Below are 25857 nucleotides of genomic sequence, written 5' to 3' on the forward strand. Positions count from 1 at the left end.
TCAACCTGCGTGGCCATCAAAGCAATCAATGTACTTGCGGCCCGCCGTCAGCGCGCAGGCAACGGCATCGTCCACATTCATCCGCCGGGATTTCGCCAGCTTGATCAGCATCGGCAGATTGGCCCCGTAGAGGATCTTGCGGTTGTCCCGGTCACAGGCATTCAGCGAAAGGTTCGAGGGCGAGCCGCCGAACATGTCTGTCACCACAACCACGCCGTGCCCGTCATCCACAGAATCCGCGGCGGCGCGGATCTCGGCCTGCTTGGCGGTGCGATCATGATCCGGCTCGATCGAGATGGCCAGAATTCCGTCCTGCTTGCCGACAACATGCTCGACCGCCGCAAGGTATTCCCTGGCCAGTCCTCCATGCGCGACAATCACAATACCGATCAAGCGGTCTTCCCCGTCTGCTGAATGGCAGCGCCGCTCCCGGCCTGCCGCTCGAGTTCACGATGTCTTTTAGACACCCGCCATCCGGCCGCCGCAAGCGCATCGGTAAGTTTTTCTGCCACTGTGACGGAACGGTGCTGCCCGCCGGTGCACCCGAAGGCGATCGAGAAATGCGATTTACCCTCATCGCGGTAGGCCGGCAGCAGCAGTTCCGTCAGGTCGCGCACCTTGTCGAAGAAAGGGTGGAACAGCGGGTCGGCGGCAACGTATTGCGCCACCTCGGCCGACTGGCCGTTCAGCCCGCGCAGCGACGGCTCCCAATAGGGGTTCCGCAGGAACCGGCAGTCGAACACCATATCGGCGCCGCGCGGCACCCCGCGCTTGTAGGAAAAGGAATGAACGGAGACCGCCAGCCGCGATCCGTCCTTCTGCCCGAACCAGAGCGCAAGCTCGGCCCGCAGATCGTGCAGCGTCAGCTCTGACGTGTCGATCAGCATATCGGCCTGGGCCCGGATCGGGGCCAGCAGGTCCAGTTCGCGCGCCACGCCGTCGGCCGGGCTTTCGGCGGGCGCCATCGGGTGCCGCCGGCGGGTTTCGGAAAAGCGGCGCAGCAGCACCTCGGCCGAACAGTCCAGATACAAAAGCACGACCTGAACCCGGGCATCGGACTGAAGCTGCGCGAACAGATCGCTCAGGGCGGCGGCGCTGAAATCGCGGTTTCTGGTATCGACGCCAAGCGCCAGCGGCGGCCCGTGCGGCGGCCCCTCCAGCAGGCGCGGGATCAGCAACAGCGGCATGTTGTCGATGGCTTCGTGGCCCAGATCCTCCAGCGCGGCAAGCGCGGTGGAGCGCCCGGCGCCCGACGGCCCGGTGACCAGCACCAGCTGATGATCCGCCGCCGCGGGCGGGCGGGATGTGACAGTATCGCTCATGCTGCTCTCCCTCCCTTAAGATATTGCACGATCGCCGCGGGAAAATGGGCATGTTCCGCTTTGTGAAGCAAGGTGATCGGCCGGCCCAGAAGCGTGACCTCGCGTCGCGGCGGCAGGCGCTCGGTTTCCACCCGGTCCATATCCACGGCAAGGGTGATGGCCGCGCAGGGCACCGTCTCGGCCCGCAGCAGCCCGACGCCACGCGCCTCGATCATGCCACGTATGGCGTCGGGTGCGGTGGCCACCGGGATGTCATCGCGCAGCTCCAGGCGGGTGCGGTCATCCGACACCAGCATCGCCCCCCGCGCCACAAGCTCCAGCGCTAGCGCCGATTTGCCCGCGCCCGAGGCACCCAGGATCAGCACCCCGCACGCGCCAAGCGCCACGCAGCTTGCGTGCAGGATGGCGGGGGCATCGGGCGGTGACATTCCGGTCACCCGGCCGCAACCGGCCTAGACCGGCAGGCCGACGACGAAACGCGCGCCGAGCGGGTCAGAGGTGATATCGGCATCGGTGGGGCGGATGTTCTCGGCCCAGATCACGCCGCCGTGCGCCTCGACGATCTGCTTGGAGATGGCCAGCCCCAGGCCGGAATGGTTGCCGAACTGGCCCACGGGGCGTTCGGAATAGAAGCGGTTGAAAATCTTGGTCAACGCCTGATCGGGAATGCCGGGGCCGGTATCCTCGATCACCACAAGCACGCGGTTTTCACGTTTGCGCGCCCAGATGCGCACCGCGTCGCCCTCTTCGCAGAAGGAGATCGCATTGGTGATCAGGTTCACGAAAACCTGCGCCAGCCGCGCCTCCAGACCATTGATGATGATCGGCTCCGGCGGCAGATCGGAAATGAAATCAACGCCCTTCTCGCGCGCATCATTGCCAAGGTGATTGGCCAGGCTTTCCAGCAGTTTCAGCAGGTTGAAGCTTTCCTCCTCCTCCCGCACCAACTCGCTGTCGAGCCGGGAGGCGTTGGAGATATCGCTGACCAGCCGGTCCAGCCGGCGCACGTCATGCTCGATCACGTTCAGCAGCTTTATCCGCTGATCCTCGCGCTTGGCGACATGCAGCGTACCCACCGCCGACCGCAACGAGGCGAGCGGGTTCTTGATCTCATGCGCGACATCGGCGGCGAATTGTTCGTTCGCGTCGATCCGGTCATACAGCGCCGTCACCATGCCGCGCAGCGCGCCCGACAGGCGCCCGATCTCATCGGGGCGCGCCGTCAGATCGGGGATGCGCACCCGGCTGGGGCTGAATTTCTGAGAGTTCTTGTCGCGCCCGATTTCCGCCGCCGCCGCCAGATCGGACAGCGGATTGGCGATCGTGCTGGCCAGCACCAGCGACATACCGACCGAAACCAGCATCGCGATGATATACATCTGCAGAACCTGCTCACGCTCGACCCTGACAAGCTGATCGATCGCCCCCGCGGCCGAGGTGACGGCGACAACGCCCAGAACCTGCCCGTCGCGCATGACCGGCGTGGCGACCGAGAATACCGTATCGCCATTGCCATCCGTCGCCGTCTGGGAAACGGTCGCGCCCGCCAGGGTATGAGGCACCAGCCGGCGCGCGTGGTCGGCAGGGCCGATCTGCGGCGGCGGCGTCTTCTGCGGGCGGATCACGCGGGACATGCCCCGCAGGATCCTGTCAAGGAAATCGGTGATCAGCGTCGAACGCTCATCCGCCTCGCGCGGGGGTGGCGCGCGGCGCGGCATCCCGACCGAAGAGGCCACAAGCGCATCGGAGTTCTCGAACAAAAACACCTCGACTCCCCGGCCGAGATCCAGACCGGCCATGGTTTCGACCGCATCGACACCATCCCCAGAGGCAAAGCTGACCGGGCCGACCCTGGGAAGCTGCGCCTCGAACACATCGGCGATCAGCTCGGCCTGGTTTATGAACGCCTCTTCGCGCTGCTGCACCAGGCTGTCGCGGCCGGGGTTCATGTAGAGCACACCGGCCACCAGCACGATCAGCCCCAACAGGTTGAACGTCATGATCTTGCGCGCCAGCGGCGAGCGGTTCAGCGAGATGATGCCCCGCTTGCGCCGCCGCGCCCGGATTTCGCCATCGTCCCGAGGCGGCGCAACCCAGTCCTCTCCCAAGAGAACATAGCCTTCGCTGGATGATCTGGAATCGCGCAAGGGCACCCCCGGTGCGGGCGTTTCGTGAAAGCTTATTCTTCGTTGTAACGGTAACCGATGCCGTAAAGCGTTTCGATCGCCGAAAACTCATCGTCGGCCTGGCGCATCTTCTTGCGCAGACGCTTGATATGGCTGTCGATCGTGCGGTCGTCCACATAAACCTGATCGTCATAGGCCACATCCATCAGCTGATCGCGGCTTTTGACAAAGCCGGGCCGCTGGGCCAGAGCCTGAAGCAACAAGAACTCCGTCACCGTCAGCGACACGTCGTTGCCCTTCCATTTCACCGCGTGGCGCAGCGGGTCCATCGTCAGCTCGCCGCGGATCATGACCTTGGTCTCTTCGGTGGTCGCCACCTCATCGCCCGCGATCACATCCTGCCGGCGCAGAAGCGCCCGGATACGCTCGACCAGAAGGCGCTGGGAAAACGGCTTTTTCACATAGTCGTCGGCGCCCATGCGCAGGCCCAGCACCTCGTCGATCTCATCATCCTTTGAGGTGAGGAAGATCACCGGCATGCTGGTTTTCTGGCGCAGCCGCTGCAACAGATCCATCCCGTCCATCCGGGGCATCTTGATGTCGAGCACGGCCATGTCCGGCAGCCGCTTGTTGAATGCATCAAGGGCCGACTGGCCGTCATTGTAGGTCTCCACCTCGAACCCTTCAGCCTCTAGGGTCATGGAAACCGAAGTCAGGATATTCCTGTCGTCGTCAACGAGCGCAATCCTAGACATGTGGGAATTACCTTTATACTGCTCTGTGCCTATTTTTTGCCATATTTTTCCCAATTCCCCCCATGGAATCAACTCCTAACTGCGAATCACCGGCGGCACGTGCCCGACTACAACCGAAAAAAGGTGACGCATTGCTAAATTGCATCACTTCACGACTCCGGTTGCGCTAAACTTCGCTCGGTTTGCGCTAACCTACGGCCCAGAGCCTGTTCCCTCACGGAAGCTGCGTGATATACGGTGCCACCCGCGCCGTTCAGCGCGGGTCGGCGGCCAGCGCGCCGCCGAAGTCAGTTTAAGGGACCGCCGCGAGCGACGGCGTCAGGAGCGAGCATATGACGATTGGACGGGTTAACCCCAAGCAGCGTCTCGAAGATCAGGGCATCAGCGGGCTGGGTCAGGTTCACTACAACCTCATGAATCCTGCGCTGGTCGAAGCCGCGCTGAAGCGGAACGAAGGGACACTTGGCAATGGCGGCGCCCTTCTGGTGTCGACGGGCGAACATACCGGCCGCTCGCCCAAGGACAAGTTCGTGGTGCGCACCCCGTCGGTCGAAGACACGATCTGGTGGGAAAACAACAAGCCGATGACGCCCGAAGCGTTCGATCAGCTGCATGCCGATATGCTCGAGCACATGAAGGGCGGCGAATACTTCGTCGAAGACCTCTACGGCGGCGCCGATCCCGAGCATCGGCTTGACGTGCGCATGGTCACCGAACTGGCCTGGCACGGCCTGTTCATCCGCCACCTGCTGCGCCGCCCCTCGCGCGAAGAGCTGGACAGCTTCGTGCCGGAATACACGATCATCAACTGCCCCAGCTTCCAGGCCGATCCCGAAAAGCATGGCTGCCGGTCTTCGACCGTCGTCGCGCTGAACTTCGATCAGAAGCTGATCCTGATCGGCGGCACCGAATATGCCGGCGAGAACAAGAAATCGGTCTTCACCCTGCTGAACTACATCCTGCCCGGCAAGGGCATCATGGCGATGCACTGCTCGGCCAACCACGCCATCGACAACCCGGTGGACACCGCGGTGTTTTTCGGCCTGAGCGGCACCGGCAAGACCACCCTGTCGGCCGATCCGTCGCGCACCCTGATCGGCGATGACGAACATGGCTGGTCGGACAAGGGCACCTTCAACTTCGAAGGCGGCTGCTATGCCAAGACCATCAACCTCAGCGCCGAGGCAGAGCCGGAGATCTTCGCCACGACCACCAGGTTCGCCACGGTGATCGAGAACATGGTGTTCGACCCCGAGACCAAGGAACTGGATTTCGAGGATGACAGCCTGACCGCCAACATGCGCTGCGCCTATCCGCTGGAATACATCTCCAACGCCTCTGAAACCTCACTGGGCGGGCATCCCAAGAACATCATCATGCTCACCTGCGATGCCTTCGGCGTGCTGCCCCCGATCGCGCGGCTGACCCCGGCCCAGGCGATGTATCACTTCCTGTCGGGCTTCACCTCCAAGGTGGCCGGCACCGAAAAGGGCGTGACAGAGCCCGAGCCCACCTTCTCCACCTGTTTCGGCGCCCCCTTCATGCCACGCCGCCCCGAAGCCTATGGCAACCTGCTGCGCGAGAAGATCGCCAAGCACGGCGCCACCTGCTGGCTGGTGAACACCGGCTGGACCGGCGGCGCCTATGGCGTTGGCTCGCGCATGCCGATCCGTTCGACCCGGACGCTGCTGACCGCGGCGCTGGACGGCTCTCTCAACGATGCCGAGTTCCGCAAGGATCCGAACTTCGGCTTCGAGGTTCCGGTGCACGTGGACGGCGTGGCGGAGGTTCTGCTGGACCCGCGCAAAACCTGGAGCGTGAACGAGGAATATGACGCGCAGGCGCAGAAACTGGTGGCCATGTTCGCCGACAATTTCGCGCAATACGTGCCGTTCATCGACGATGACGTGAAAGCCGCCGCCATCGGCTGATCCGGCCGAAGCGACAGACAAACAAAGGCCCCGCCCCGCGCGGGGCCTTTTCTATCCCATCAGCCCCTTGCGGATCAGATTCAGCGCCGCGATGGCCAGAATGAACAGCGTGGCCTTGCGGAACCTCGCGGGGTCAAGCCTGTCTTGCACGCGAAAGCCGATCCACATGCCCCCGAGCGCCGGGATCACCAGCACCGCCGACAGTGGCAAGGTCTGCGCATTCAGCACCCCCGTGGTCAGATGCGACGCCAGAAGCACGATGGCGCCGATCAGGAACACCACCCCCTGCACGCGCACCATCTCTGTCTTTTCGGTGTTGAACGACAGAAGATACGCGATGACCGGCGGCCCCCAGACCCCCGAAATGCCACCGAAGAACCCGCCGACCGCGCCCATCAACATCTCGGCCCGGTTGCGATGCACGGCATTGACGATCAATTGCCGGCCCAGAAGCTGCGACAGTGAAAACGCAAAGATCGGCACGCCCAGCAGCAGATAGAGCACATTCGGCGGCAGCACCCTGACCAGCGGCGCGCTGAGCCCGATGAACAGCACCACCATGCCGATCAGCCGCCAGTATTTGCGCAGCGATCCCAGAGCCGCGCGCCATCCGTGCCGGAACGCCTGCGCCAAATTGGTCAGCACCGTCGCCATGATCAGCCCGGCAAGCGCCGTCGGCGCGGGCAGGAAGATCGAATAGCACGAGATCATGATCATCGGCATGGCAAAGCCCACCGCGCCCTTCACCACCCCGGCAAACAGCGCCACCGCCACCGCTGCCGCGAAGAAAACAACGGGTAGTCCGAAAATCATGCTGTCCATCGGGTGCCTTTCAGGTTTCCCCGGCTATATCGTGGATCGTGCCACGCCGCACCGCAATTATACGCGCGACATATTGCTTCAAAACGCCAGCGCTCATTGAATTTTTGTTGCGCTGCAACTGCAAAAACACTATTTCCAGCGGAACCCCGGAAAAAGGAGCCGACTCATGCCCCATGACGGACAGGAACTGCCCCAGAACGACGCCGCGAACGCCCTGCTGCCCGATCTTCTGGCCCTGACGGAGGCCGCCATCGCCCCCGCCGGCGCGCTGCTGGAAAAGGCCACCGAAACGCTGCGCGCGCGCGTCAGCATAGAGGGGCGCGTGTCCGCCGCGGCGCTGGAGGCGCACCAGCATGGCGCGCATGCCCTGTCGTGGCTGGCAACCTATGTCGAGGCATTGCGGCAGATGCACAGTTGGGCCGGGCGGCTGCACGAAGAGGGCAGGTTCGGCGAGATGGAACAGCTGATCCTGCAGATCGCCTTCGGCGAATACCTGTGGCAGATCTACGGCGGCATCCCGATGAGCCAGGGCGAAATCGCCCGGCTGCAGGATATCGGCCTGGGCCAGGACGACCAGCGGCTGTTGATGACCGACGCGGTGATGACCCTGTGCAATGCGGGCAACAGCCAGGCCGCGCGCACCCGCCTTGTGGCGCTGATGCAGGACAATGCCGGCCACGCCACCTTCGGCGCCTCCGGTCTGGACGAAGAGCTGGAGATGATCCGCGAACAGTTCCGCCGCTTCGCCGATGATCGCGTGGCGCCCAATGCCCATGACTGGCACCTCAAGGACGAGCTGATCCCGATGGAGATCATCGAGGAACTGGCCGAAATGGGCGTATTTGGCCTGACCATCCCCGAAGAGTTCGGCGGCTTCGGCCTGTCCAAGGCCTCGATGGTTGTGGTGTCCGAGGAACTGTCGCGCGGCTATATCGGCGTCGGGTCGCTTGGCACCCGCTCCGAAATCGCGGCGGAGCTGATCCTGTGTGGCGGCACCGATGCGCAAAAGGAACACTGGCTGCCCAAGCTGGCCAGCGCCGAAATCCTGCCCACCGCCGTCTTCACCGAGCCCAACACCGGCTCGGATCTCGGCAGCCTGCGCACCCGCGCGGTCAGGGAGGGCGACGAATACGTCGTGACCGGCAACAAGACCTGGATCACCCACGCCGCGCGCACCCATGTGATGACGCTGCTGGCCCGTACCGATCCGGCCACCGCCAACTACAAGGGCCTGTCGATGTTCCTGGCCGAAAAGACGCCGGGCACCGATGCCGATCCCTTCCCCACCCCCGGCATGACCGGCGGCGAGATCGAGGTGCTGGGCTATCGCGGCATGAAGGAATACGAACTCGGCTTCGACGGCTTCAAGGTCAAGGCCGAGAACCTGCTGGGCGGGGTCGAGGGGCAGGGCTTCAAACAACTGATGCAAACCTTCGAAAGCGCCCGCATCCAGACCGCCGCCCGCGCCATCGGCGTGGCGCAGAACGCGCTCGAGGTCGGCATGCAATACGCCATTGACCGCAAGCAGTTCGGCAAGCCGCTGATCAGTTTCCCGCGCGTCTCCGGCAAGCTGGCGATGATGGCGGTGGAAATCATGGTCGCACGCCAGCTCACCTATCACTCCGCCTGGCAAAAGGATCACGACAAGCGCTGCGACCTCGAGGCCGGCATGGCCAAGCTGCTGGGTGCCCGCGTGGCCTGGGCCTGCGCCGACAACGCGCTGCAGATCCACGGCGGCAACGGCTTCGCACTGGAATATCAGATCAGCCGCATCCTGTGCGACGCGCGCATCCTGAACATCTTCGAAGGCGCGGCCGAAATCCAGGCCCAGGTGATCGCGCGCCGCCTTCTGGGCTAACCGCCGGCGGGCCTTTCGGGGCCCGTTCCGCCAAGCGCGGCAAGCATGTCGTAACCCTTGAGCGCAATCTCGACCTCGGCCCAACGCGCCGTGCCGTCGGGCGCCAGCCACATCGGTTGCGACAGCAGCTTCAGCCCCGTCAGCCCCAGCGCCGGAATGTCCAGCCCCATCGAATGCGCCACCGGCACCCGCACACCGGGCTTCGGGTTCAGCCCCGGCGCAATCTCGCGCAGCCCCAGCTTTAGATGATGGGCAATGTCCCACTCCTGCACCGCGCCGTCATGCCGGGTGACGACCCAGCAATGCATGTCGTCACAGCGCCCGCGCTTTTCCTCGGGGAAGAAATAGCCGGTGACATAGCCTGCCTCATACCCCGCCGCCCGCAAAGACGCGATCAGATAGGTGTTGATGTCGACGCAGGAACCTTCGGTCAGCCCGCAGAGCGCCGGAATACTGTCTTCACCGTCATAGAACCGCTGCTCCGGGTGACCATAGGAAAACTGCGCCGCCACGTCGTTGACGATGGCCCGCAGCCCGGCCTGCCCGCCGCCGGCCGCCTGCGCGGTGGCGCGGGCGGCGCCGATCAATGCCTCCGCCGCCTCGGTGAAACGGTTGGGCCGATGCACGAAAAGCGCCTCGGGATAGGCCTCGCCCCCGGACGCGAAACTGGTGCAGAACCGCACCGGGCCGGTCACGCCCTCGAGCACCGCAACCCACTGGCCGGTCCGCGCCTCGGCCGCCAGGTGGTAGCCGGCCCCTTCCAATACGAAAACCTCCGGCCGCAGATGCGGCGTCATCAGGCCGATCGGCGCGAACAGGCGCCCCGCACCCGGCCCCGCGACCGTAACCTCAAGAATGAACGTCATGCTCAGCCCCCACGCACGCCACCCCGCCAGATAACCGCCCCAGCATGACACTGGCACGACAGATCAGCCCGCGGCGCGCTCCAGCAGATCGATCAGCCGCGCCCGCGCCTCGGGCAAGGGCCGGTTGCCCAGCGATGGCGCCAGCCAATGCGCCAGAAAATGCCCGGTCACCCGCAACCCTTCGCCGACCTCGGCCGCGCTGACCGGCCCCTGCCCCAACAGGCAAAACGGCAATGGTAACAGCCGGTCGGCCCACTCGCCGGCCGCCTCCGCGCTGACCGCCCGGCCGGTCTTCGGCGAAACATAGGCCAGATCATCCCGACTGCCGGTTACCGCGCAACGGGTCAGATCGAGACCAAACCCCATCTCCTCCAGCAGCGCCATTTCCCAGCGCAGATAGGCCAAGGGCCAGGCATCGGCATGGCTGAGCAGATCCAGCATCGTCACCGAACGGGCATAAAGCGCCGGATGCGCCTCGCGCTCCGGCAGGGCAAAGCCCAGCAGCGCGGTCACCGCGTTCAGCCCCGACAGCGCCAGCCGGTCCCCCATCACCGCCGCCGCGCGCGACCGAACCGGTTCCACGGTGAAACTGCCCAGATGCGTCTCCAGCCGCGCCCGCCATGTCAGATCAAGCTGCGCCCCCGGCTGCAACACCGGCGCGATCTTCCGGCCCGCCCCGCCCCGCACGACCCCGGCATGGCGCCCGTGCTCGGCGGTGAACACCTCGATGATGGCGGAACTTTCCCCATAGCGCCGAACGCTCAGCAAGGCCCCCTGATCCCGCCATTCCATCACCGCACCCGCATTCCGGCTTCATCTTTCCGAAAATATCCCCGCCGGAGGCAAGAAAGTCACGAAAGCCCCGGTTCGTCCAGCAAATGACGGCCGGCGCGGTCCTCGACCTCGATCACCCACAGATCCGGGTCAAACCCGCGCTGCCGCGCGACAGAGGCGTCAACCTCGGCCTCGTCCCCTTGCGCCAGCACCACCCAGACCCGCTCGCCGCTTGTCAGATCGAAAGACCTCTGAAACGCCTGTGCCTGCCCGTCCAGCGTGTTCAGCTTCACCACAACCGCGCCCGCGGTCGGATCTCCCCTGGCCGTCACAAAGGCCGGAATGTCGGCCAGCCGCAACCGGGCCAGATAGGCCCGCACCCAGAAATCGGCGGTCAGCCGGATCATGTGTTCCCGTCTTTGAAGTCCAGCCCCATCTCGGAATAGCGCTCGGATTCCTCCAGCCAGTTCGGCCGCACCTTGACCTGCAGAAACAGATGCACCGGGCGGCCGACAAACTCGGCGATCTCGGCGCGGGCGGCCTGGCTGACGCCCTTGATGGTCTCGCCCTTGTTGCCCAGCACGATGCCCTTGTGCCCGTCGCGCACCACATAAATCACCTGGTCGATCCGGACAGAGCCATCGTCGCGCTCTTCCCAGTTCTCGGTCTCAACGGTCATCTGATAGGGCAGTTCCTGATGCAGGCGCAGGGTCAGCTTTTCGCGCGTCATCTCGGCGGCGATCATCCGCATCGGCAGATCGGCGATCTGGTCCTCGGGATACAGCCACGGCCCCTCGGGCAGATGCGCCGCCAGCCATTCACGCAGATCATCCACCCCATGCCCGCGCTCGGCGGAAATCATGAAGGTCTGCGCAAAGGGGTAGGCCTCGTTCAGCCTGGCCGACAGGGCCAGAAGCACCTCGGCCTTCACCCGGTCGATCTTGTTGATCGCCAGAACCACGGTGCGCCCCTCGTTCACCCGCTCGCGCAACGCCTCCAGGATCGCCTCGACGCCTTCGGTCACGCCGCGATGCGCCTCGACCAGCAGAACGATGATATCGGCATCCGCGGCCCCGCCCCAGGCCGCCGCCACCATGGCGCGGTCGAGCCGCCGGCGCGGCCGGAACAGCCCGGGCGTATCGACGAACACGATCTGCGCGTCGCCCTGCATCGCCACGCCGCGAATGCGGGCGCGGGTGGTCTGCACCTTGTGGGTGACGATGGAAACCTTGGCCCCCACCATCCGGTTCAGAAGGGTGGATTTGCCCGCGTTGGGCTCGCCGATCAGGGCCACGAAGCCCGCGCGTGTCTCAGCCATGTTCCGGCTCCATTCGTTTCAGCAGCGTCTTGGCGGCCGCCTGTTCGGCCTGGCGTTTGGAACCGGCGGCGGCTGTCGCCTCCTCGCCGCTTTCCAGACGCGCGGCGATCGTGAAGACGGGCGCGTGATCCGGCCCCTCGCGCGACAGCTCGATATAGCGCGGCGGCTGCTGGCCGCGCGCCTGCGCCCATTCCTGCAACGCCGTCTTGGCATCGCGCGCATCGGCCTCGACAGCGGTCACGCGCGCGCCCCAGAGCCGCAGGATCACATCCCGCGCGGCCTCGAACCCGGCATCGAGATAGACGGCGGCAATCACCGCCTCCATCGCGTCGCCAAGCAGCGCCTCCTTGCGCCGCCCGCCTGAAAGCATCTCCGAACGGCCCAGCTTCAGCACCACACCCAGATCAATCTCTCGCGCGACATCGGCGCAGGTTTCCTTGCGCACCAGCGCATTGAACCGCGGCGCCAGCAGCCCCTCGGCTGCCTCCGGATCGGCCGCCAGAAGCGCCTCTGCCATCACCAGCCCCAGCACCCGGTCGCCCAGAAACTCCAGCCGCTGATTGTCGGGCCGCGTCGCCGACGAGATCGAGGAATGGGTCAGGGCGCGCAGCAACAGCTCCGGCCGGGTAAAAGCATGGCCCAGCCTGCCCGAAAAGGCGCTGATCTCGACCGACAGCTTCACTCGACCGCCTTGAAGAAACGGTCCGGGCGCCACGTCCAGAAGAAGAACAGCGACCGTCCGGCGGAAGAGAACATCACCCGGTCGGCCCGGCCGATCAGATATTCGGCCGGCACAAAGCCCACGCCGCCGCTGACCTGCGCATAGCGGCTATCTTCGGAATTGTCGCGGTTGTCACCCATGAAGAAATACTGGCCCTCGGGCACCGCGAACACCTTGGTGTTGTCGCCAAAGCCGTTGCCCACGTTCAGGATGCTGTGGCGGACACCGTTGGGCAGGGTCTCGGTCCATTTTTCCTTTTCACAGGTGCCGCCCTCGCCCACCGGGCTGTTGGAGCAGCGCGGGTAATAGCCCACCGGCCCCTGCTTGGCGAAAGGCTCCGCAAAGGTACCATCCGCCTCCAGCTTCACAGCCTCGCCGTTGATGTGCAGCACGCCGTTGACCATCTGGATCGTGTCGCCCGGCAGGCCGATCAGCCGCTTGATGAAGTCGGACCCGTTCACCGGATGGCGAAACACCACCACATCGCCCCGCTCGGGTTCGGAGCCGAACAGCCGCCCATTGATCGGGCACAGGCTGAACGGGCAGGAATATTGCGAATATCCATAGGCCATCTTGTTCACGAACAGAAAGTCGCCGACCAGCAGCGTGTCTTTCATCGAGCCTGAGGGAATCCAGAACGGCTGAAAGAACAGCGTCCGGAACACACCCGCGATCAGCAGCGCATAGACCACCGTCTTGATCGTCTCGACGATGCCGCCTTCTGCCTTCTTGTCCGTGGTCGCCATGCGTTCTGCCCTGCCTTTTAACTGGTTCACCGCTACATGAGCGGGCGGGGATGGGGAGTCAAGCCACGGGCCGCGCCTCGATCACCACGAAAGCCTGCGCCCAGGGGTGATCATCGGTCAGGGTCACGTGAATGATGGCGCGGTGGCCCGCCGGCGTCATCTGCGCCAGCCGCTCGGCCGCCCAGCCGGTGACATGCATCTGCGGCTGGCCGGTGTCGATATTCGACACCGCCATGTCCTTCCACGAAATCCCCATGCGCAGGCCGGTTCCCAGCGCCTTGGAACAGGCCTCTTTCGCGGCCCAGCGTTTGGCATAGGTGCCCGGCGTGTCGGCGCGACGCTCGGCCTTGCGCTGTTCGGTTTCGGTGAACACGCGGTTGCGGAACCGGTCTCCATATCGGTTGAGCGTACGCTCGATCCGCTCGATATTCGCCAGATCGGTGCCGATGCCGAGGATCATCAGGAACGCGCCGCGCAGACGGGGGGATAGCCCGCCATATCACAGATCAGGCCGGCTTGTCCGATCATGCCCGCGCCTCATCCATCAGGCGGCGCATTTCGCCGATCGCCGGGCCAAGCCCGCGAAAGATCGCCTCGCCGATCAGAAAATGGCCGATGTTCAGCTCCATCACCTCGGGGAAGGCTGCGATGGGCTGCACCGTGTCATAGGTCAGCCCGTGGCCCGCGTGCACCTCCAGCCCCAGCGAATGGGCATAGGCCGACATCTCGCGCAGGCGCGCCAGCTCGGCGTCGCGTTCCTCGAACCGGCCTTCGGCATGGGCGTCGCAATAGGCGCCGGTGTGCAGCTCGATCACCGCGGCACCGATGCGATGCGCGGCCTCGATCTGGCGCGCGTCGGCGGCGATGAATATCGACACCCGGCAACCGGCCTCGGCCAGCGGCGCGATGAAATGCGCCAGCCGGTTCTCTTCGCGCGCCACCTCCAGCCCGCCCTCGGTGGTGCGCTCCTCGCGCTTTTCGGGAACGATGCACACGGCGTGGGGCCGATGGCGCAGGGCGATGGCCTGCATCTCTTGCGTCGCGGCCATCTCGAAGTTCAGCGGCAGGGTCAGCGCCGCCATCAGCCCTTCGATATCGGCATCCGAGATATGGCGTCGATCCTCGCGCAGATGGGCGGTGATACCGTCGGCGCCGGTCTCTTCGGCCAGTTTCGCGGCGCGCACCGGGTCGGGATAGGCACTGCCGCGCGCGTTGCGCACGGTGGCCACGTGATCGATATTGACCCCGAGCCGAAGCCGCCCCAGCGGCCTGACCAGACCTTCCGCCATCTCTTGTCCCTTCCCGTTCGAACCGCCCAGGCGCGGCTATGAATTCTCTTTCGCCGCGGCCGCCGCCGCCTTTTCCCGCAGCTCTTTCAGCTTCTTCGCGATCCGGCCCCGGCGGTGCTTTTGATAGGCGGCGATCACCGGCACACTCAGATAATAGGCCACCACCGCCGCGACCAGCCCCGGCAGGACACCCCCGACCATATAGGGCACGAAGACCTCGTGGAAGAACCGTGCAAGATGGCTCCAGTCGGCCTCGGCAGAGGTGAAGAGGGCGATGGAATTTTCATAAAGGTCATAGGCCGCGTCAAAGAACTTGGCCACGAGCGATCTGTCGAGATCCTCGTCGAACCGGGTGCCCAGCAGGAAATGCCCGACCTTGAGACAGATCACACCGATCGGAATATAGGTCAGCGGGTTGCCGAAGAACGTGCCCGCCAGCGCCGCCAGCAAATTGCCGTTTATGATCCGCGCGATCAGCACGGCGACGACAAAGTGCAGGCCATAGAACGGCGTGAAGGTGGTGAACACCCCCGCAGATACCCCCCGTGCGATGCGCTGCGGGCTGTCTGGCAGCCGCCGCACCCTGTGACGCATGTAGTGAAAGGCCCGCCCCCACCCGCCACGCGGATAGATGAAGCCGATCACGGATTGCAGCACAGAGCGTTTTTCGCGGCGCTTGAAAACCAAGCCAGGGCTCCTTCCGGCGGTTCAGGGTTTGCGGTCGGGATCGGTATATCGCTCAATGGCGGCCACGTCGCTCTCGGCTTCCATCGCGGTCATGACGGTGTGCAGATGCTCGACATCGCGCAGATCGACGTCGATCAGCAGGCGATAGAAATCGGGCTTGCGGTCGGCAAAGTGCAGATCCGAGATATTGGCCTTCTGCTCGCCGATCAGCGTGCAGATCCGGCCCAGAACGCCGGCGTCGTTGCGGATCGTGACATTCATCGTCACCGTATGCGCGGCAGAATGCTTGCCCGAATGCCAGTGCAGGTCGATCCAGCGCTCGGGCTCTTCCTCCAGCTCGGCCAGGGCGGGGCAGTCGATGGCATGCACCATAACACCGCGGCCGCGATAGGTGATGCCGACGATCCGTTCGCCCGGCACGGGCTGGCAGCATTGCGCGCGGCTGAAGCTCTGATCCGCCGACAGGCCGACGACGGCGCGAGAGGCGTCCACCTCGTCACCGGTAACAGCGGCCAGCTCGGGGTAGAGCGCCTTGGCCACCTCCTGCGCGCGCAACTCGGCGGAGCCGAGCCGTGCCAGCACCTCTTTCGGCCCGTCCAGCCCCAGCGTCTTGGCGGCGGTCTTCAGCGCCTTGTCGGTGGATTTCTTGCCGATATGCTCGAACGCGACCCGCGCCAGTTCGCGCCCCAGCTTGATGAAGCGCTCGCGGTCTTCCTCGCGCAGCGACTTGCGGATCGCGGCCTTGGCGCGGCCCGTCACCACGATGTCGATCCATGTGGCCTGCGGGCGCTGGCCTTCGGCGGTGATGATCTCTATCGACTGGCCGTTCTTCAGCCGGGTCCAGAGCGGCACCCGGATGTTGTCGACCTTGGCGCCCACGCAACTGTCGCCGATCCTTGTGTGGATCGCATAGGCATAATCCAGCGGCGTCGCCCCCTTGGGCAGCTTCACCACATCGCCCTTGGGCGTGAAGCAGAACACCTGGTCGGAATACATCTCGAGCTTGACGTTCTCGAGGAACTCATCGTGATCCTCGGCATTGCCGAACCGTTCGGTCAGCGCCGCCAGCCATTTGGCCGGATCGACGGCAAACGGGTTCTCGGCGCGCACGCCGTCGCGGTATGACCAGTGCGCCGCAACGCCGGCCTCGGCCACCTCGTGCATCTGGCGCGTGCGGATCTGGATTTCCACCCGCTTGCCGTCACGCCCCGAAACCGTGGTGTGGATCGAACGATAGCCGTTCGATTTCGGCTGGCTGATGTAATCCTTGAACCGCCCCGGAACCGAGCGCCAGCGGCGGTGCATCGCCCCCAGCACGCGGTAACAATCCGCCTCGCTGTCGGTGATGATGCGGAAGCCGTAGATATCGGACAGACGGGAAAAGCCCTGGTTCTTTTCCTGCATCTTGCGCCAGATCGCATAGGGCTTTTTCGCGCGGCCAAAGACATCCGCCTCGATCCCGGCCTTTTCCAGCTCGGTACGGATATCCAGCGTGATCTGATGCACCACATCGCCGGTTTCGCGCTGCAGCGTGATGAACCGGCGGATGATGGAATTGCGCCCCTCGGGGTTGAGCACCCGAAAGGCCAGATCCTCCAGCTCTTCGCGCATCCACTGCATGCCCATGCGGCCGGCCAGCGGCGCATAGATATCCATCGTCTCGCGCGCTTTCTGGGCCTGCTTTTCGGGGCGCTGGTATTTGATCGTGCGCATGTTGTGCAAACGGTCGGCCAGCTTGACGAGGATCACCCGCAGATCCTTGGACATCGCCATGAACAGCTTGCGAAAGTTTTCGGCCTGCTTGGTCTCGGACGAAGACAGTTGCAGGTTGGTCAGCTTGGTGACCCCATCCACAAGCTCCGCCACCTCTTCGCCGAACAGCGTCGCGATCTCGCCATAGGTGGATTTGGTGTCTTCGATCGTATCGTGCAGCAGCGCGGTGATGATCGTCGCATCATCCAGATGCATCTCTGTCAGGATGGCGGCCACGGCGACGGGATGGGTGAAATAGGGGTCGCCCGACTGGCGGGTCTGCCCTTCGTGCATGCGCTCGCCATAGTCATAGGCAAGGCGCAGCCGCGCTTCGTTGGTTTTGGGATTGTAGTTGCGGACCAGAGCGATCAGGTCTTCGACATCGATCCTCGGCATCCGGTCCGCATCCTATGAGGGCGGTTCGCCCTTACCTTTGGCCCTGCGCGTCCATCAATGCGCGCAGCAGCTTTTCTTCAGACATATCGTCATCGGCGGGTTTGTCAGCCTCGCCACCCATCAAAAGTGCCATCGAATCCTCTTCGGGTTCGTCCACTTCGATCTGGGTCTGGTTGCTTTCGATCATGCGTTCACGCAGAGCGTCGGCAGACTGGGTTTCTTCGGCGATCTCGCGCAGGGCGACCACCGGGTTCTTGTCGTTGTCCCGGTCCACGGTCAGGGCGCTGCCAGACGTGATCTCTCGCGCCCGGTGGGCAGCAAGCATCACCAGCTCAAACCGGTTCGGAACCTTGTCAACGCAATCTTCGACCGTCACGCGGGCCATGGGATACTCCAATCCATCTGGAAAGTGGAGTGCCTTATCTATTGACTCGCAAAACGCTTGACAAGAGCAGATTGCCTTGTCAGCGCTATGTTATCCGGCCTTGCAGTGTCGCAAGCCGCCCCGGGCGCGTCGTAGCGCCGCTGACATCTGGTGAATAGGCCGGGAATCGCCGAAATCGGAATTCCAGACTGGCCTTTTGGACAATGTATCAGTTTGATGACGGGCCAAGGGTTGCCGCAGCGGCCCGAATACCCTAACTCCCCTCGACGTTCCGAGCATTTTTTGTGCCAGTCTCTCGCATTTCCCACCACTCACTCACACGCTGCGGGACATCTACCGGAAGGACAGTATATGTTTTACAGAGACGAACGGCTCGCGCTGTTCATTGACGGATCAAACCTTTATGCGGCTGCGAAGGCGCTCGGGTTTGATATCGACTACAAGCTTCTGCGGCAGGAGTTCATGCGCCGTGGCAAGCTCCTGCGTGCGTTTTATTATACCGCATTGCTGGAAAATGACGAATATTCCCCGATCCGACCACTTGTGGACTGGCTGCATTACAATGGCTTTTCCATGGTCACCAAACCGGCCAAAGAATATACCGACAGCCAGGGCCGGCGGAAGATCAAGGGCAACATGGACATCGAGCTGACGGTCGACGCCATGGAGCTGGCGCCGCATGTCGATCACATCGTGCTGTTCTCCGGCGACGGCGATTTCCGCCCGCTGGTCGAGAGCCTGCAGCGCAAGGGGGTCCGGGTGTCGGTCGTATCGACGATTCGCTCGCAGCCGCCGATGATCGCCGACGAGCTTCGCCGCCAGGCCGACAATTTCATCGAGCTGGACGAGCTGCGCGATGTGATCGGGCGCCCGCCACGCGAACCGCGGGCCGATGCCCCGGTCGAGATGGCCGCCGAAGAGTAAACAGAAACCGGGGCCCCGCGCCCCGGTTTTCCGTTGCGGCCCCCTGGCACCACCAGCCCCGGGGGCTGGACCTTTGCATCGCTTCGCCCTAGGTCTTGCCGCGACAGGAGAGCGCCGATGCCCAAGCCCCCGCTGACCCTTTTCCTCGCCGCCCCGCGCGGGTTCTGCGCCGGCGTGGACCGCGCCATCAAGATCGTCGAACTGGCGCTGCGCAAATGGGGCGCGCCGGTGTTTGTGCGACACGAGATCGTCCATAACAAATACGTGGTCGACGGGCTGCGCGCCAAGGGCGCAGTGTTTGTCGAAGAGCTGGAGGAATGCCCCGACGACCGGCCGGTGATCTTCTCGGCCCATGGCGTGCCCAAGGCGATCCCGGCAGAGGCCGCGCGGCGGCACATGATCTATGTCGATGCCACCTGCCCGCTGGTCAGCAAGGTGCATATCGAGGCCGAGCGGCACCATGCCGCCGGGCTTCAGATGGTGATGATCGGCCACGCCGGGCATCCCGAAACCGTGGGCACCATGGGCCAGCTGCCCGAGGGCGAGGTGCTGCTGGTGGAAACCGCCGATGACGTCGCCGGGCTGCGGGTGCGCGACCCGCAAAAGCTCGCCTTCATCACCCAGACAACCCTCTCGGTCGATGACACGGCGGGCATCGTCGCGGCGTTGCGGGCGCGGTTCCCGGCCATCATCGGACCCCATAAGGAAGACATCTGCTATGCCACCACCAACCGGCAGGAGGCGGTGAAGGCGATTGCGCCGAAGGTGGATGCGATGCTGGTGATCGGTGCGCCGAACTCCTCGAATTCGCGCCGTCTGGTCGAGGTCGCGCGCTCGGCCGGCTGCGCCTATTCGCAGCTGGTGCAGCGCGCGGGCGAGATCGACTGGCGCGCGCTGGACGGGATCACCGCGCTGGGGCTGACCGCGGGCGCGTCCGCGCCCGAAGTGCTGATCGAGGAAGTGATCGACGCCTTTCACGACCGGTTCGATGTGACGCTGCAGGTGGTCGAAACCGCGCAGGAGAATGTCGAATTCAAGGTGCCCCGCGTGCTGCGGGAACCGGCCTGATGCGGCAGGCGGGAGCCAGGGCAGCATGAGCGGCGCCGACCAGACGACAGTGGCGGTCTACGACCAGCGCGCGGCGGATTACGCCGACATCGCGCTGACGCCGGACACGCGCGCGCGGCTGGACGCGTTCATCGCGGCGCTTCCCGCAGGCGGCAGCGCGCTCGACCTTGGCTGCGGGCCGGGCTGGGCCGCAGCCGCGATGCGCGACGCGGGCCTGACGGTTGCCGCGCTCGACGCCGCGCCGGCCATGGCCGAGGTCGCGCAGGCACGTTACGGGCTGTCTGTCACCGTGGCGACATTCGACGCGGTGACGCAAGTTGCGGCCTATGATGGCATCTGGGCCCATTTCAGCCTGCTGCACGCCCCGCGTGCCGATTTCCCTGCCCACCTCGCGGCGCTGCACCGTGCCCTGCGGCCCGGCGGGCAGCTTTTCCTCGCGATGAAGCTCGGCACCGGAGAGGGCCGTGACCGGCTTGACCGGTTCTACAGCTATTTCACCGCCGACGAGCTGCGGACGCATCTGCGCCGCGCCGGCTTTACCCTGACCGGAGAGCAGACCGAGGCCATCAAGGGCTTCGACGGTACCCGCGCCTCCGCCATCTACATGAGGGCCCATGCCTGAGTATTTTGCCTATACCGACGGCGCCTGCAGCGGAAACCCCGGACCCGGCGGCTGGGGCGCGCTGCTTCAGGCGAAAGAGGGGGGCCGCGTCGTGAAAGAGCGCGAGCTGTCGGGCGGCGAGGCGCAGACCACGAACAACCGGATGGAGCTTCTGGCCGCGATCAACGCGCTGGAAAGCCTGACGCGCGGCACCGCGATCACCATCGTGACCGATAGCGCCTATGTGAAGAACGGGGTCACGAGCTGGATCCACGGCTGGAAGCGGAACGGCTGGAAAACCGCGGGCCGGAAACCGGTGAAGAATGCCGAACTGTGGCAAAGGCTGGACGCGGCGCGCGAACAGCATGATGTGACCTGGGAATGGGTGAAGGGCCACGCCGGCCACCCCGAGAACGAGCGCGCCGACGCGCTGGCCCGCGCCGGCATGGCGCCTTTCAAGCGGCAGACGGGCGGCCAGCTTCGGATTTGAGTATTTTTGCCGAGAAGAACGGGGCAGGTCAGGGTTTGCGGATATAGGTCTGGTAGAGCCAGATCAGCAGCAGCGCGCCGAGTATGGCGCCGACGAAGCCCGCGGCGAGGCCTGTCAGCATCAGGATGAAGCGCAGCACCAGCCCGCCGATCAGCGCGCCGGCGATGCCGATCACGATTGTGGTGATGACATCTGTCTCGACCTTCATCGCCCGGGTGGCGATGAAACCGGCGGCGGCGCCGATGATGATCAGGAACAGCACATTCATGGCGCGACTATGCCTGTGCCGCCGGGATTTGGAAAGGTCAGTTCAGCCGGTCGGGCAGATCAATTCCGCGCAGGAATTCATCCGCGTCCATCGCCCGCCTGCCCGGCCGCTGCGCCTGCAGCACCTCGACCGCGCCTGTCCCGCAGGCGATGGTCAGCCCGCCCAGAACCTGCCCTGGCGTGCCGTCACCCGGCGCAACCCGTGAGCGCAGGAGCTTGACCCGCTCGCCGCCGATCTCGCACCAGGCGCCGGGAAAGGGCGACAGGCCCCGGATCTGCCGGTCGACCTCGACGGCGGGCCGGGCCCAATCCACCCGCGCCTCGGCCTTGTCGATCTTCGACGCATAGGTCACGCCCGCCTCGGGCTGCGGCTGGGGCACCAGTTCGGGCAGGCGCCGGAGCGCCTCGACAATCAGCCGCGCGCCCATCGCCGACAGCCTGTCGTGCAATTGCGCGGTGGTTTCCCCGGCCCCGATCGGCGTGGCCTCGCGCAGCAGCACCGGGCCGGTATCGAGCCCCGCTTCCATCTGCATGACGCAGATGCCCGTTTCCGCGTCGCCCGCCATGATCGCCCGGTGAATCGGCGCCGCGCCGCGCCAGCGCGGCAGGAGCGAGGCATGGATGTTGAGGCAACCATGCTCCGGCGCATCCAGCACCGGCTGCGGCAGGATCAGACCATAGGCCACCACCACCGCCACCTCGGCATTCAGCGCGGCGAACTCCGCCTGCGCGTCGTCGTTGCGCAGCGTCCTGGGGTGGCGCACCGGCAGACCCAGCTCCCGGGCTTTGGCCTGCACCGGGCTGGGGCGCTCTTTCTTGCCGCGTCCGGCGGGGCGGGGCGGCTGGCAGTAGACGCAGGCGATATCATGCCCGGCGGCCACCAGCGCCTCGAGCACCGGCACCGAGAACTCGGGCGTTCCCATGAAGACCACGCGCATCAGCGTTTTCCCATCTTGGCGAACCGCTTCAGCAAACGCTCGCGTTTGATCCGCGACAGGCGGTCGAAATACATCCGGCCATCCAGGTGATCGATCTGGTGCTGCACCGACGTGGCCCAAAGATTGACGAAATCCCGTTCCTCGATCACGCCCTCGACGTTCAGGAACCGAACCGTCACCGCGCGCGGACGGGTGACGACGGCGGAAACGCCGGGCAGATTGGGGCTCGCCTCTTCATGCGCGCGCGGCTGGGCCGAGGCATGCAGGATTTCTGGGTTGGCCAGCCGCACCGCCCGGCCCCGTTCCTGAGAGCAATCGACAACCGCGAGCCGCAGCATCACCCCGATCTGCGGCGCGCCCAGCCCATAACCGGGCATCGCATCCATGGTCTCCACCATATCGTTCCAGATCGCGCGAATCTCGTCGGTGATCCCGGCCACCGGGGCGGCGGGGGTTTTCAGCCGCTTGTCGGGCCAGGGGACGAAAGGCCGGACCGTCACGCCCGCGCCCGTTCCCGCTTCAGCTTGACCATCTTTCGGGTGATCATCTGACGCTTCATCGGCTTGAGATAGTCGATGAACAGCTTGCCGTTCAGATGGTCGATTTCATGCTGCACGCAGGTCGCCCACAGGCCCTTGAAATGCTCTTCGTGCTGTGCGCCGCTCGGGTCGATCCAGCGCACCTGCACCTCGGCGGGGCGGTCGACCTCGGCATATTGCTCGGGGATCGACAGGCAGCCTTCCTCATAGGTGTTCATGTCGTCCGACGCCCAGATGATTTCCGGGTTGAACAGGGCCATGGGGCGCGGCGCGGCGCCTTCTTCCTTGATGCAATCCATCACCAGCAGCCGCTTGAGCACGCCGATCTGCGGCGCGGCAAGGCCGATGCCCGGCGCATCATACATGGTTTCCAGCATGTCGTCGGCCAGCGCGCGCAGCTCTGCGGTGATCTCGCCGACAGGCTCCGCCACCGTTTTCAGGCGCGGGTCGGGATGGATGAGGATCGGTCGAATTGTCATGCGCAGGGATGTAGGCCAAGGCGCGGCATTTCGCAACGTCCGTTAGGGCTTGCACCCGCGCAAGCGTCGGCTAGCTTGATCGAAAAAGGAGACAGGCATGAATTTCGACGAGATCATCGATCGCCGCGGCACCCTTTGCGCCAAGTGGGACAAGATGGAGCAGATCTTCGGTGTCTCCGCCGATGACGGGCTGGCGATGTGGGTCGCCGATATGGATTTCCGCTCGCCCCAGTGCATTTCCGATGCGGTCCGCGCGCTGGCCGATGATGGCGTCTATGGTTATCTCGGCGTCGATGCGCCCTATCGCGATGCGATCTGCTGGTGGATGGAAAACCGCCACGGCTGGGCGGTCGATCCGTCATGGATTTTCGCCACGCATGGCCTCGTCAACGGCGTTGCCCTGTGCCTGAACGCCTTTACCGCACCCGGCGACGGGGTGGTGCTGTTCACCCCGGTCTATCACGCCTTCGCGCGGGTCATCGCCGCGGCGGGGCGCGAGGTTGTGGAATGCCCGCTGGCCGTCGAGGGCGGCCGGTATGAAATGGATTTCAGCGCCTATGACGCACAGATGACCGGGGCGGAAAAGGTCGTTATCCTGTGTTCGCCACACAACCCCGGCGGGCGGGTCTGGACTCGGGATGAGCTTCAGGGGGTTGCCGATTTCGCCAAGCGACACGATCTGATCATCCTGTCCGACGAAATCCACCACGATCTGGTGCTCGCGGGCGCGAAACACATCCCGATGGCGCTGGTGGACATGTCGGTGAAAGACCGGCTGGTGATGCTGACCGCGCCATCCAAGACCTTCAACATCGCCGGAAGCCACACCGGCAATGTCATCATCGAGGATGCGGATCTGCGCGCCCGCTTCGCCGATACCATGGCCGCGCTGGGGATTTCCCCCAACATGTTCGGCATTCAGATGACGACGGCGGCCTACAGCCCCGAAGGCGCCGAATGGGTGGACGCGCTGACCGCCTATCTGGCCGAGAATCAGCGGGTTTTCAACGCGGGCGTGAATGCCATTCCCGGCCTGTCGGCGATGGCGCTGGAGGCGACCTATCTGGCCTGGGTCGATTTCTCCGGCACCGGCATGGCGCCCGAAGAGTTCACCCGCCGGGTGGAGCAAGACGCGAAAATCGCCGCCAATCTGGGCACAACCTTCGGCACGGGTGGAGAGGCCTTCCTGCGCTTCAACCTGGGCATGCCGCGCACCCGCATTCACGACGCGGTGGCGCGGCTGGAAAAGGCCTTCGGGGACCTGCAATAAGCGGTGTGAACGCCGTTCAGCGCGTCAGATAAGCCACCGGCGCATCCGGGTCGCGCACAAAATCCAGCGGCGCCTTGTCGACGGCGGGGGTGTTTCGCTTGAACTCGAACAGCAACTCGCCCTCTTCCTGCGACGATGCTACGATCAGCGCCTGATAGAGGTGCCGCGTGCCATCATAGACATCGACCAGCCCGCGCAGATGCGGCGCGACATCGGCATCGAGCGCGAAGCCGCGCGACCAGAATCGCAGCACCGGATAGCTCTCGCCACCGGCACGCACCCGCAGGCGGTTCTTCTTTCTCAGCGCGGCCTTGCGCGCCTTTTCCAGACCCTCGCGGACCTCACTCGGCAGAAACTCGGACATGGCAGCATCCCTTCCGCGTCGAGGGTCGTCAAAAAGCCTCATTTCGTCAAGCAAACCCTTTTGCGGTTTCCGGTTTTTCACCAACGTGCGTTCATGCAGGGGATTAGCGCATTTTTGCCGGGTTTACCCAAGGTCTGCACAAACCTAGGTCAATCCCCGAAAAGGAGAGCGTGATGGGATATCTGGAAAACGGCACTTGGAACCCCGCCTGGTACGACACCAGGAAAAGCGGCGGCAGGTTCGAGCGCACGACGGCGGGGTTCCGCAACTGGATCACCCCCGACGGCAGCGCGGGGCCGAGCGGCACGGGCGGGTTTCCCGCCGAAAGCGGGCGCTACCATCTTTATGTTTCCTATGCCTGCCCCTGGGCCCACCGCACCCTGATTTTCCGGGCCCTGAAGGACTTGCAGGATCATATCAGCGTTTCCGTCGTCCACCCCGACATGCTGAACGACGGCTGGACCTTCGCAGCCGATTTCCCCGGCGCGACCGGCGATACGCTCTATGGCCTGCCCTTCCTGCGTGACATCTATACGAAAGCCGTGCCCGACGTGTCGGGCCGCGTCACGGTGCCGGTGCTCTGGGACAAGCAGCGCGAAACGATCGTCTCCAACGAATCGTCCGAGATCATCCGCATGTTCAACAGCGCCTTCAACGGGCTGACCGGCAACACAGGTGACTTCTGGCCCGAACCGCTGCGCGCCGGGATCGAAACGGTGAACGCCCGCGTCTACGACAAGATCAACAACGGCGTTTACAAATCCGGCTTCGCGACCACGCAAAGCGCCTATGACAGCGCCGTCACCGACCTGTTCGACGGGCTCGACTGGCTGGAACAGCGGCTTTCCACGCATCGCTACCTGATGGGCGACCGCGTGACAGAGGCCGACTGGCGGCTGTTCACCACGCTGGTGCGGTTCGATCCGGTCTATCACCTGCATTTCAAGTGCAACCGCAAGCGCCTGATCGACTACCCCAACCTCTGGGCCTATACGCGCGAGCTGTATCAATGGCCCGGCGTTGCGAACACTGTTCACTTCGATCATATCGTCCGCCATTATCACTTTAGCCACGACATGATAAATCCCAACCGCATCATTCCGATCAACCCGGTGCTCGACTGGGCGGCGCCGCATGGCCGCGAAACGCTGAAAGCCGCCTGAGCGGTT

30 protein-coding genes are annotated in these 25857 nt (G+C 64.6%); 8 read left to right on the top strand and 22 right to left on the bottom strand.

The annotated features are described in order from the left end of the window. From GGR17_RS05470 to GGR17_RS05490, 5 genes are read right to left on the bottom strand one after another with little or no spacing between them, the layout of a single operon-like run. Complete coding sequence (locus GGR17_RS05470) at positions 1-393, bottom strand: PTS sugar transporter subunit IIA (protein WP_037210054.1); 393 nt, start codon at positions 391-393, stop codon at positions 1-3. After that, positions 390-1322, bottom strand: coding sequence for an RNase adapter RapZ (gene rapZ, locus GGR17_RS05475; RefSeq protein WP_054537789.1), 933 nt, complete (start codon positions 1320-1322; stop codon positions 390-392). Before rapZ ends, GGR17_RS05470 begins: the two co-directional genes overlap by 4 nt. Then, positions 1319-1750, bottom strand: a complete 432-nt coding sequence (locus GGR17_RS05480) for an HPr kinase/phosphorylase (RefSeq protein WP_054537788.1) — start codon at positions 1748-1750, stop codon at positions 1319-1321. Before GGR17_RS05480 ends, rapZ begins: the two co-directional genes overlap by 4 nt. 24 nt (positions 1751-1774) lie before the next feature. After that, positions 1775-3475: a sensor histidine kinase gene (locus GGR17_RS05485; RefSeq protein ID WP_054537787.1), complete on the bottom strand. Its 1701-nt coding sequence runs from the start codon at positions 3473-3475 to the stop codon at positions 1775-1777. Between the two features lie 26 nt (positions 3476-3501). Continuing rightward, on the bottom strand, positions 3502-4203 hold the full coding sequence (locus tag GGR17_RS05490; protein ID WP_037210057.1) for a response regulator transcription factor: 702 nt from the start codon (positions 4201-4203) through the stop codon (positions 3502-3504). A gap of 332 nt (positions 4204-4535) precedes the next feature. On the opposite strand from GGR17_RS05490, the gene GGR17_RS05495 reads away from it, so the two are divergent. Next, a complete protein-coding gene (locus GGR17_RS05495) occupies positions 4536-6134 on the top strand; it encodes a phosphoenolpyruvate carboxykinase (RefSeq protein ID WP_054537786.1) in 1599 nt (532 codons plus the stop codon). A 51-nt stretch (positions 6135-6185) separates the two neighbouring features. On the opposite strand, the gene GGR17_RS05500 is transcribed toward GGR17_RS05495, so the two are convergent. Continuing rightward, complete coding sequence (locus GGR17_RS05500; protein WP_037210059.1) at positions 6186-6956, bottom strand: sulfite exporter TauE/SafE family protein; 771 nt, start codon at positions 6954-6956, stop codon at positions 6186-6188. 166 nt (positions 6957-7122) lie between these two features. On the opposite strand from GGR17_RS05500, the gene GGR17_RS05505 reads away from it, so the two are divergent. Further along, positions 7123-8814, top strand: coding sequence for an acyl-CoA dehydrogenase family protein (locus GGR17_RS05505; RefSeq protein WP_054537785.1), 1692 nt, complete (start codon positions 7123-7125; stop codon positions 8812-8814). Here GGR17_RS05505 and GGR17_RS05510 read toward each other — a convergent pair. From GGR17_RS05510 to rpoZ, 11 genes are all read right to left on the bottom strand, one after another. Beyond that, positions 8811-9680 (bottom strand): transglutaminase-like domain-containing protein, encoded by an 870-nt coding sequence (locus tag GGR17_RS05510; protein WP_082386494.1) that lies wholly within the window; start codon positions 9678-9680, stop codon positions 8811-8813. The two genes, GGR17_RS05505 and GGR17_RS05510, sit on opposite strands and share 4 nt — an antisense overlap. Positions 9681-9743: 63 nt before the next feature. Next, positions 9744-10475: a DNA repair protein RecO gene (recO, locus tag GGR17_RS05515; protein WP_173585950.1), complete on the bottom strand. Its 732-nt coding sequence runs from the start codon at positions 10473-10475 to the stop codon at positions 9744-9746. Between the two features lie 56 nt (positions 10476-10531). After that, entirely contained in the window at positions 10532-10861 is a 330-nt protein-coding gene (locus tag GGR17_RS05520; RefSeq protein ID WP_054537783.1) for a DUF1491 family protein, read from the bottom strand. Further along, positions 10858-11772 carry a GTPase Era gene (gene era / locus GGR17_RS05525; RefSeq protein WP_054537782.1) on the bottom strand — a complete coding sequence of 305 codons (915 nt, stop codon included), beginning with the start codon at positions 11770-11772 and terminating at the stop codon, positions 10858-10860. The genes GGR17_RS05520 and era overlap by 4 nt, the downstream gene beginning before the upstream one ends. Continuing rightward, the gene (gene rnc, locus GGR17_RS05530) at positions 11765-12454 is read right to left on the bottom strand and encodes a ribonuclease III (protein ID WP_054537781.1); all 690 of its coding nucleotides are present in this window, start codon (positions 12452-12454) and stop codon (positions 11765-11767) included. Before rnc ends, era begins: the two co-directional genes overlap by 8 nt. Further along, positions 12451-13239 carry a signal peptidase I gene (lepB, locus tag GGR17_RS05535; RefSeq protein ID WP_054537780.1) on the bottom strand — a complete coding sequence of 263 codons (789 nt, stop codon included), beginning with the start codon at positions 13237-13239 and terminating at the stop codon, positions 12451-12453. The genes rnc and lepB overlap by 4 nt, the downstream gene beginning before the upstream one ends. Before the next feature lie 58 nt (positions 13240-13297). Continuing rightward, positions 13298-13699 carry a holo-ACP synthase gene (gene acpS / locus GGR17_RS05540; RefSeq protein WP_037210066.1) on the bottom strand — a complete coding sequence of 134 codons (402 nt, stop codon included), beginning with the start codon at positions 13697-13699 and terminating at the stop codon, positions 13298-13300. Between the two features lie 64 nt (positions 13700-13763). Next, a complete protein-coding gene (locus tag GGR17_RS05545) occupies positions 13764-14528 on the bottom strand; it encodes a pyridoxine 5'-phosphate synthase (RefSeq protein ID WP_054537779.1) in 765 nt (254 codons plus the stop codon). A gap of 36 nt (positions 14529-14564) precedes the next feature. After that, positions 14565-15215: a DUF2062 domain-containing protein gene (locus tag GGR17_RS05550; RefSeq protein WP_054537778.1), complete on the bottom strand. Its 651-nt coding sequence runs from the start codon at positions 15213-15215 to the stop codon at positions 14565-14567. 21 nt (positions 15216-15236) lie between these two features. After that, positions 15237-17363, bottom strand: a complete 2127-nt coding sequence (locus GGR17_RS05555; RefSeq protein WP_054537777.1) for a RelA/SpoT family protein — start codon at positions 17361-17363, stop codon at positions 15237-15239. Between the two features lie 31 nt (positions 17364-17394). After that, positions 17395-17748, bottom strand: a complete 354-nt coding sequence (gene rpoZ, locus GGR17_RS05560; protein ID WP_037210071.1) for a DNA-directed RNA polymerase subunit omega — start codon at positions 17746-17748, stop codon at positions 17395-17397. Between the two features lie 351 nt (positions 17749-18099). Between rpoZ and GGR17_RS05565 the strand changes: the two genes are divergently transcribed. The 4 genes from GGR17_RS05565 to rnhA all read left to right on the top strand — a co-directional run bounded on the left by GGR17_RS05565 (position 18100) and on the right by rnhA (position 20831). Beyond that, positions 18100-18672, top strand: coding sequence for a LabA-like NYN domain-containing protein (locus tag GGR17_RS05565; protein WP_037210072.1), 573 nt, complete (start codon positions 18100-18102; stop codon positions 18670-18672). Positions 18673-18789: 117 nt separating this feature from the next. Beyond that, positions 18790-19740 (top strand): 4-hydroxy-3-methylbut-2-enyl diphosphate reductase, encoded by a 951-nt coding sequence (ispH, locus tag GGR17_RS05570; protein WP_054537776.1) that lies wholly within the window; start codon positions 18790-18792, stop codon positions 19738-19740. Positions 19741-19765: 25 nt separating this feature from the next. Further along, on the top strand, positions 19766-20362 hold the full coding sequence (locus GGR17_RS05575; protein WP_054537775.1) for a class I SAM-dependent methyltransferase: 597 nt from the start codon (positions 19766-19768) through the stop codon (positions 20360-20362). Continuing rightward, a complete protein-coding gene (rnhA, locus tag GGR17_RS05580) occupies positions 20355-20831 on the top strand; it encodes a ribonuclease HI (RefSeq protein WP_054537774.1) in 477 nt (158 codons plus the stop codon). The genes GGR17_RS05575 and rnhA overlap by 8 nt, the downstream gene beginning before the upstream one ends. A 28-nt stretch (positions 20832-20859) precedes the next feature. Here rnhA and GGR17_RS05585 read toward each other — a convergent pair whose 3' ends face one another. From GGR17_RS05585 to def (GGR17_RS05600), 4 genes are read right to left on the bottom strand one after another with little or no spacing between them, the layout of a single operon-like run. Continuing rightward, positions 20860-21099, bottom strand: a complete 240-nt coding sequence (locus GGR17_RS05585) for a GlsB/YeaQ/YmgE family stress response membrane protein (RefSeq protein WP_037211293.1) — start codon at positions 21097-21099, stop codon at positions 20860-20862. A 37-nt stretch (positions 21100-21136) separates the two neighbouring features. Continuing rightward, the gene (gene fmt, locus GGR17_RS05590) at positions 21137-22036 is read right to left on the bottom strand and encodes a methionyl-tRNA formyltransferase (RefSeq protein WP_054537773.1); all 900 of its coding nucleotides are present in this window, start codon (positions 22034-22036) and stop codon (positions 21137-21139) included. Continuing rightward, complete coding sequence (gene def, locus GGR17_RS05595) at positions 22036-22536, bottom strand: peptide deformylase (protein WP_054537772.1); 501 nt, start codon at positions 22534-22536, stop codon at positions 22036-22038. Before def (GGR17_RS05595) ends, fmt begins: the two co-directional genes overlap by 1 nt. Continuing rightward, a complete protein-coding gene (gene def / locus GGR17_RS05600) occupies positions 22533-23054 on the bottom strand; it encodes a peptide deformylase (RefSeq protein ID WP_054537771.1) in 522 nt (173 codons plus the stop codon). The genes def (GGR17_RS05595) and def (GGR17_RS05600) overlap by 4 nt, the downstream gene beginning before the upstream one ends. A 97-nt stretch (positions 23055-23151) precedes the next feature. Here def (GGR17_RS05600) and GGR17_RS05605 point away from each other — a divergent pair, with 97 nt between their 5' ends. Next, positions 23152-24324 (top strand): MalY/PatB family protein, encoded by a 1173-nt coding sequence (locus GGR17_RS05605; protein WP_054537770.1) that lies wholly within the window; start codon positions 23152-23154, stop codon positions 24322-24324. A gap of 16 nt (positions 24325-24340) precedes the next feature. Here the strand turns inward: GGR17_RS05605 and GGR17_RS05610 are convergent, their stop codons facing one another. Continuing rightward, entirely contained in the window at positions 24341-24688 is a 348-nt protein-coding gene (locus GGR17_RS05610; RefSeq protein ID WP_054537769.1) for a hypothetical protein, read from the bottom strand. 173 nt (positions 24689-24861) lie between these two features. Here GGR17_RS05610 and GGR17_RS05615 point away from each other — a divergent pair, with 173 nt between their 5' ends. Next, positions 24862-25851 carry a glutathione S-transferase family protein gene (locus GGR17_RS05615; RefSeq protein ID WP_054537768.1) on the top strand — a complete coding sequence of 330 codons (990 nt, stop codon included), beginning with the start codon at positions 24862-24864 and terminating at the stop codon, positions 25849-25851. Positions 25852-25857: the final 6 nt, after the last annotated feature.

It is taken from the genome of Actibacterium naphthalenivorans, from assembly GCF_014196965.1.
Lineage (GTDB): Bacteria > Pseudomonadota > Alphaproteobacteria > Rhodobacterales > Rhodobacteraceae > Actibacterium_A > Actibacterium_A naphthalenivorans.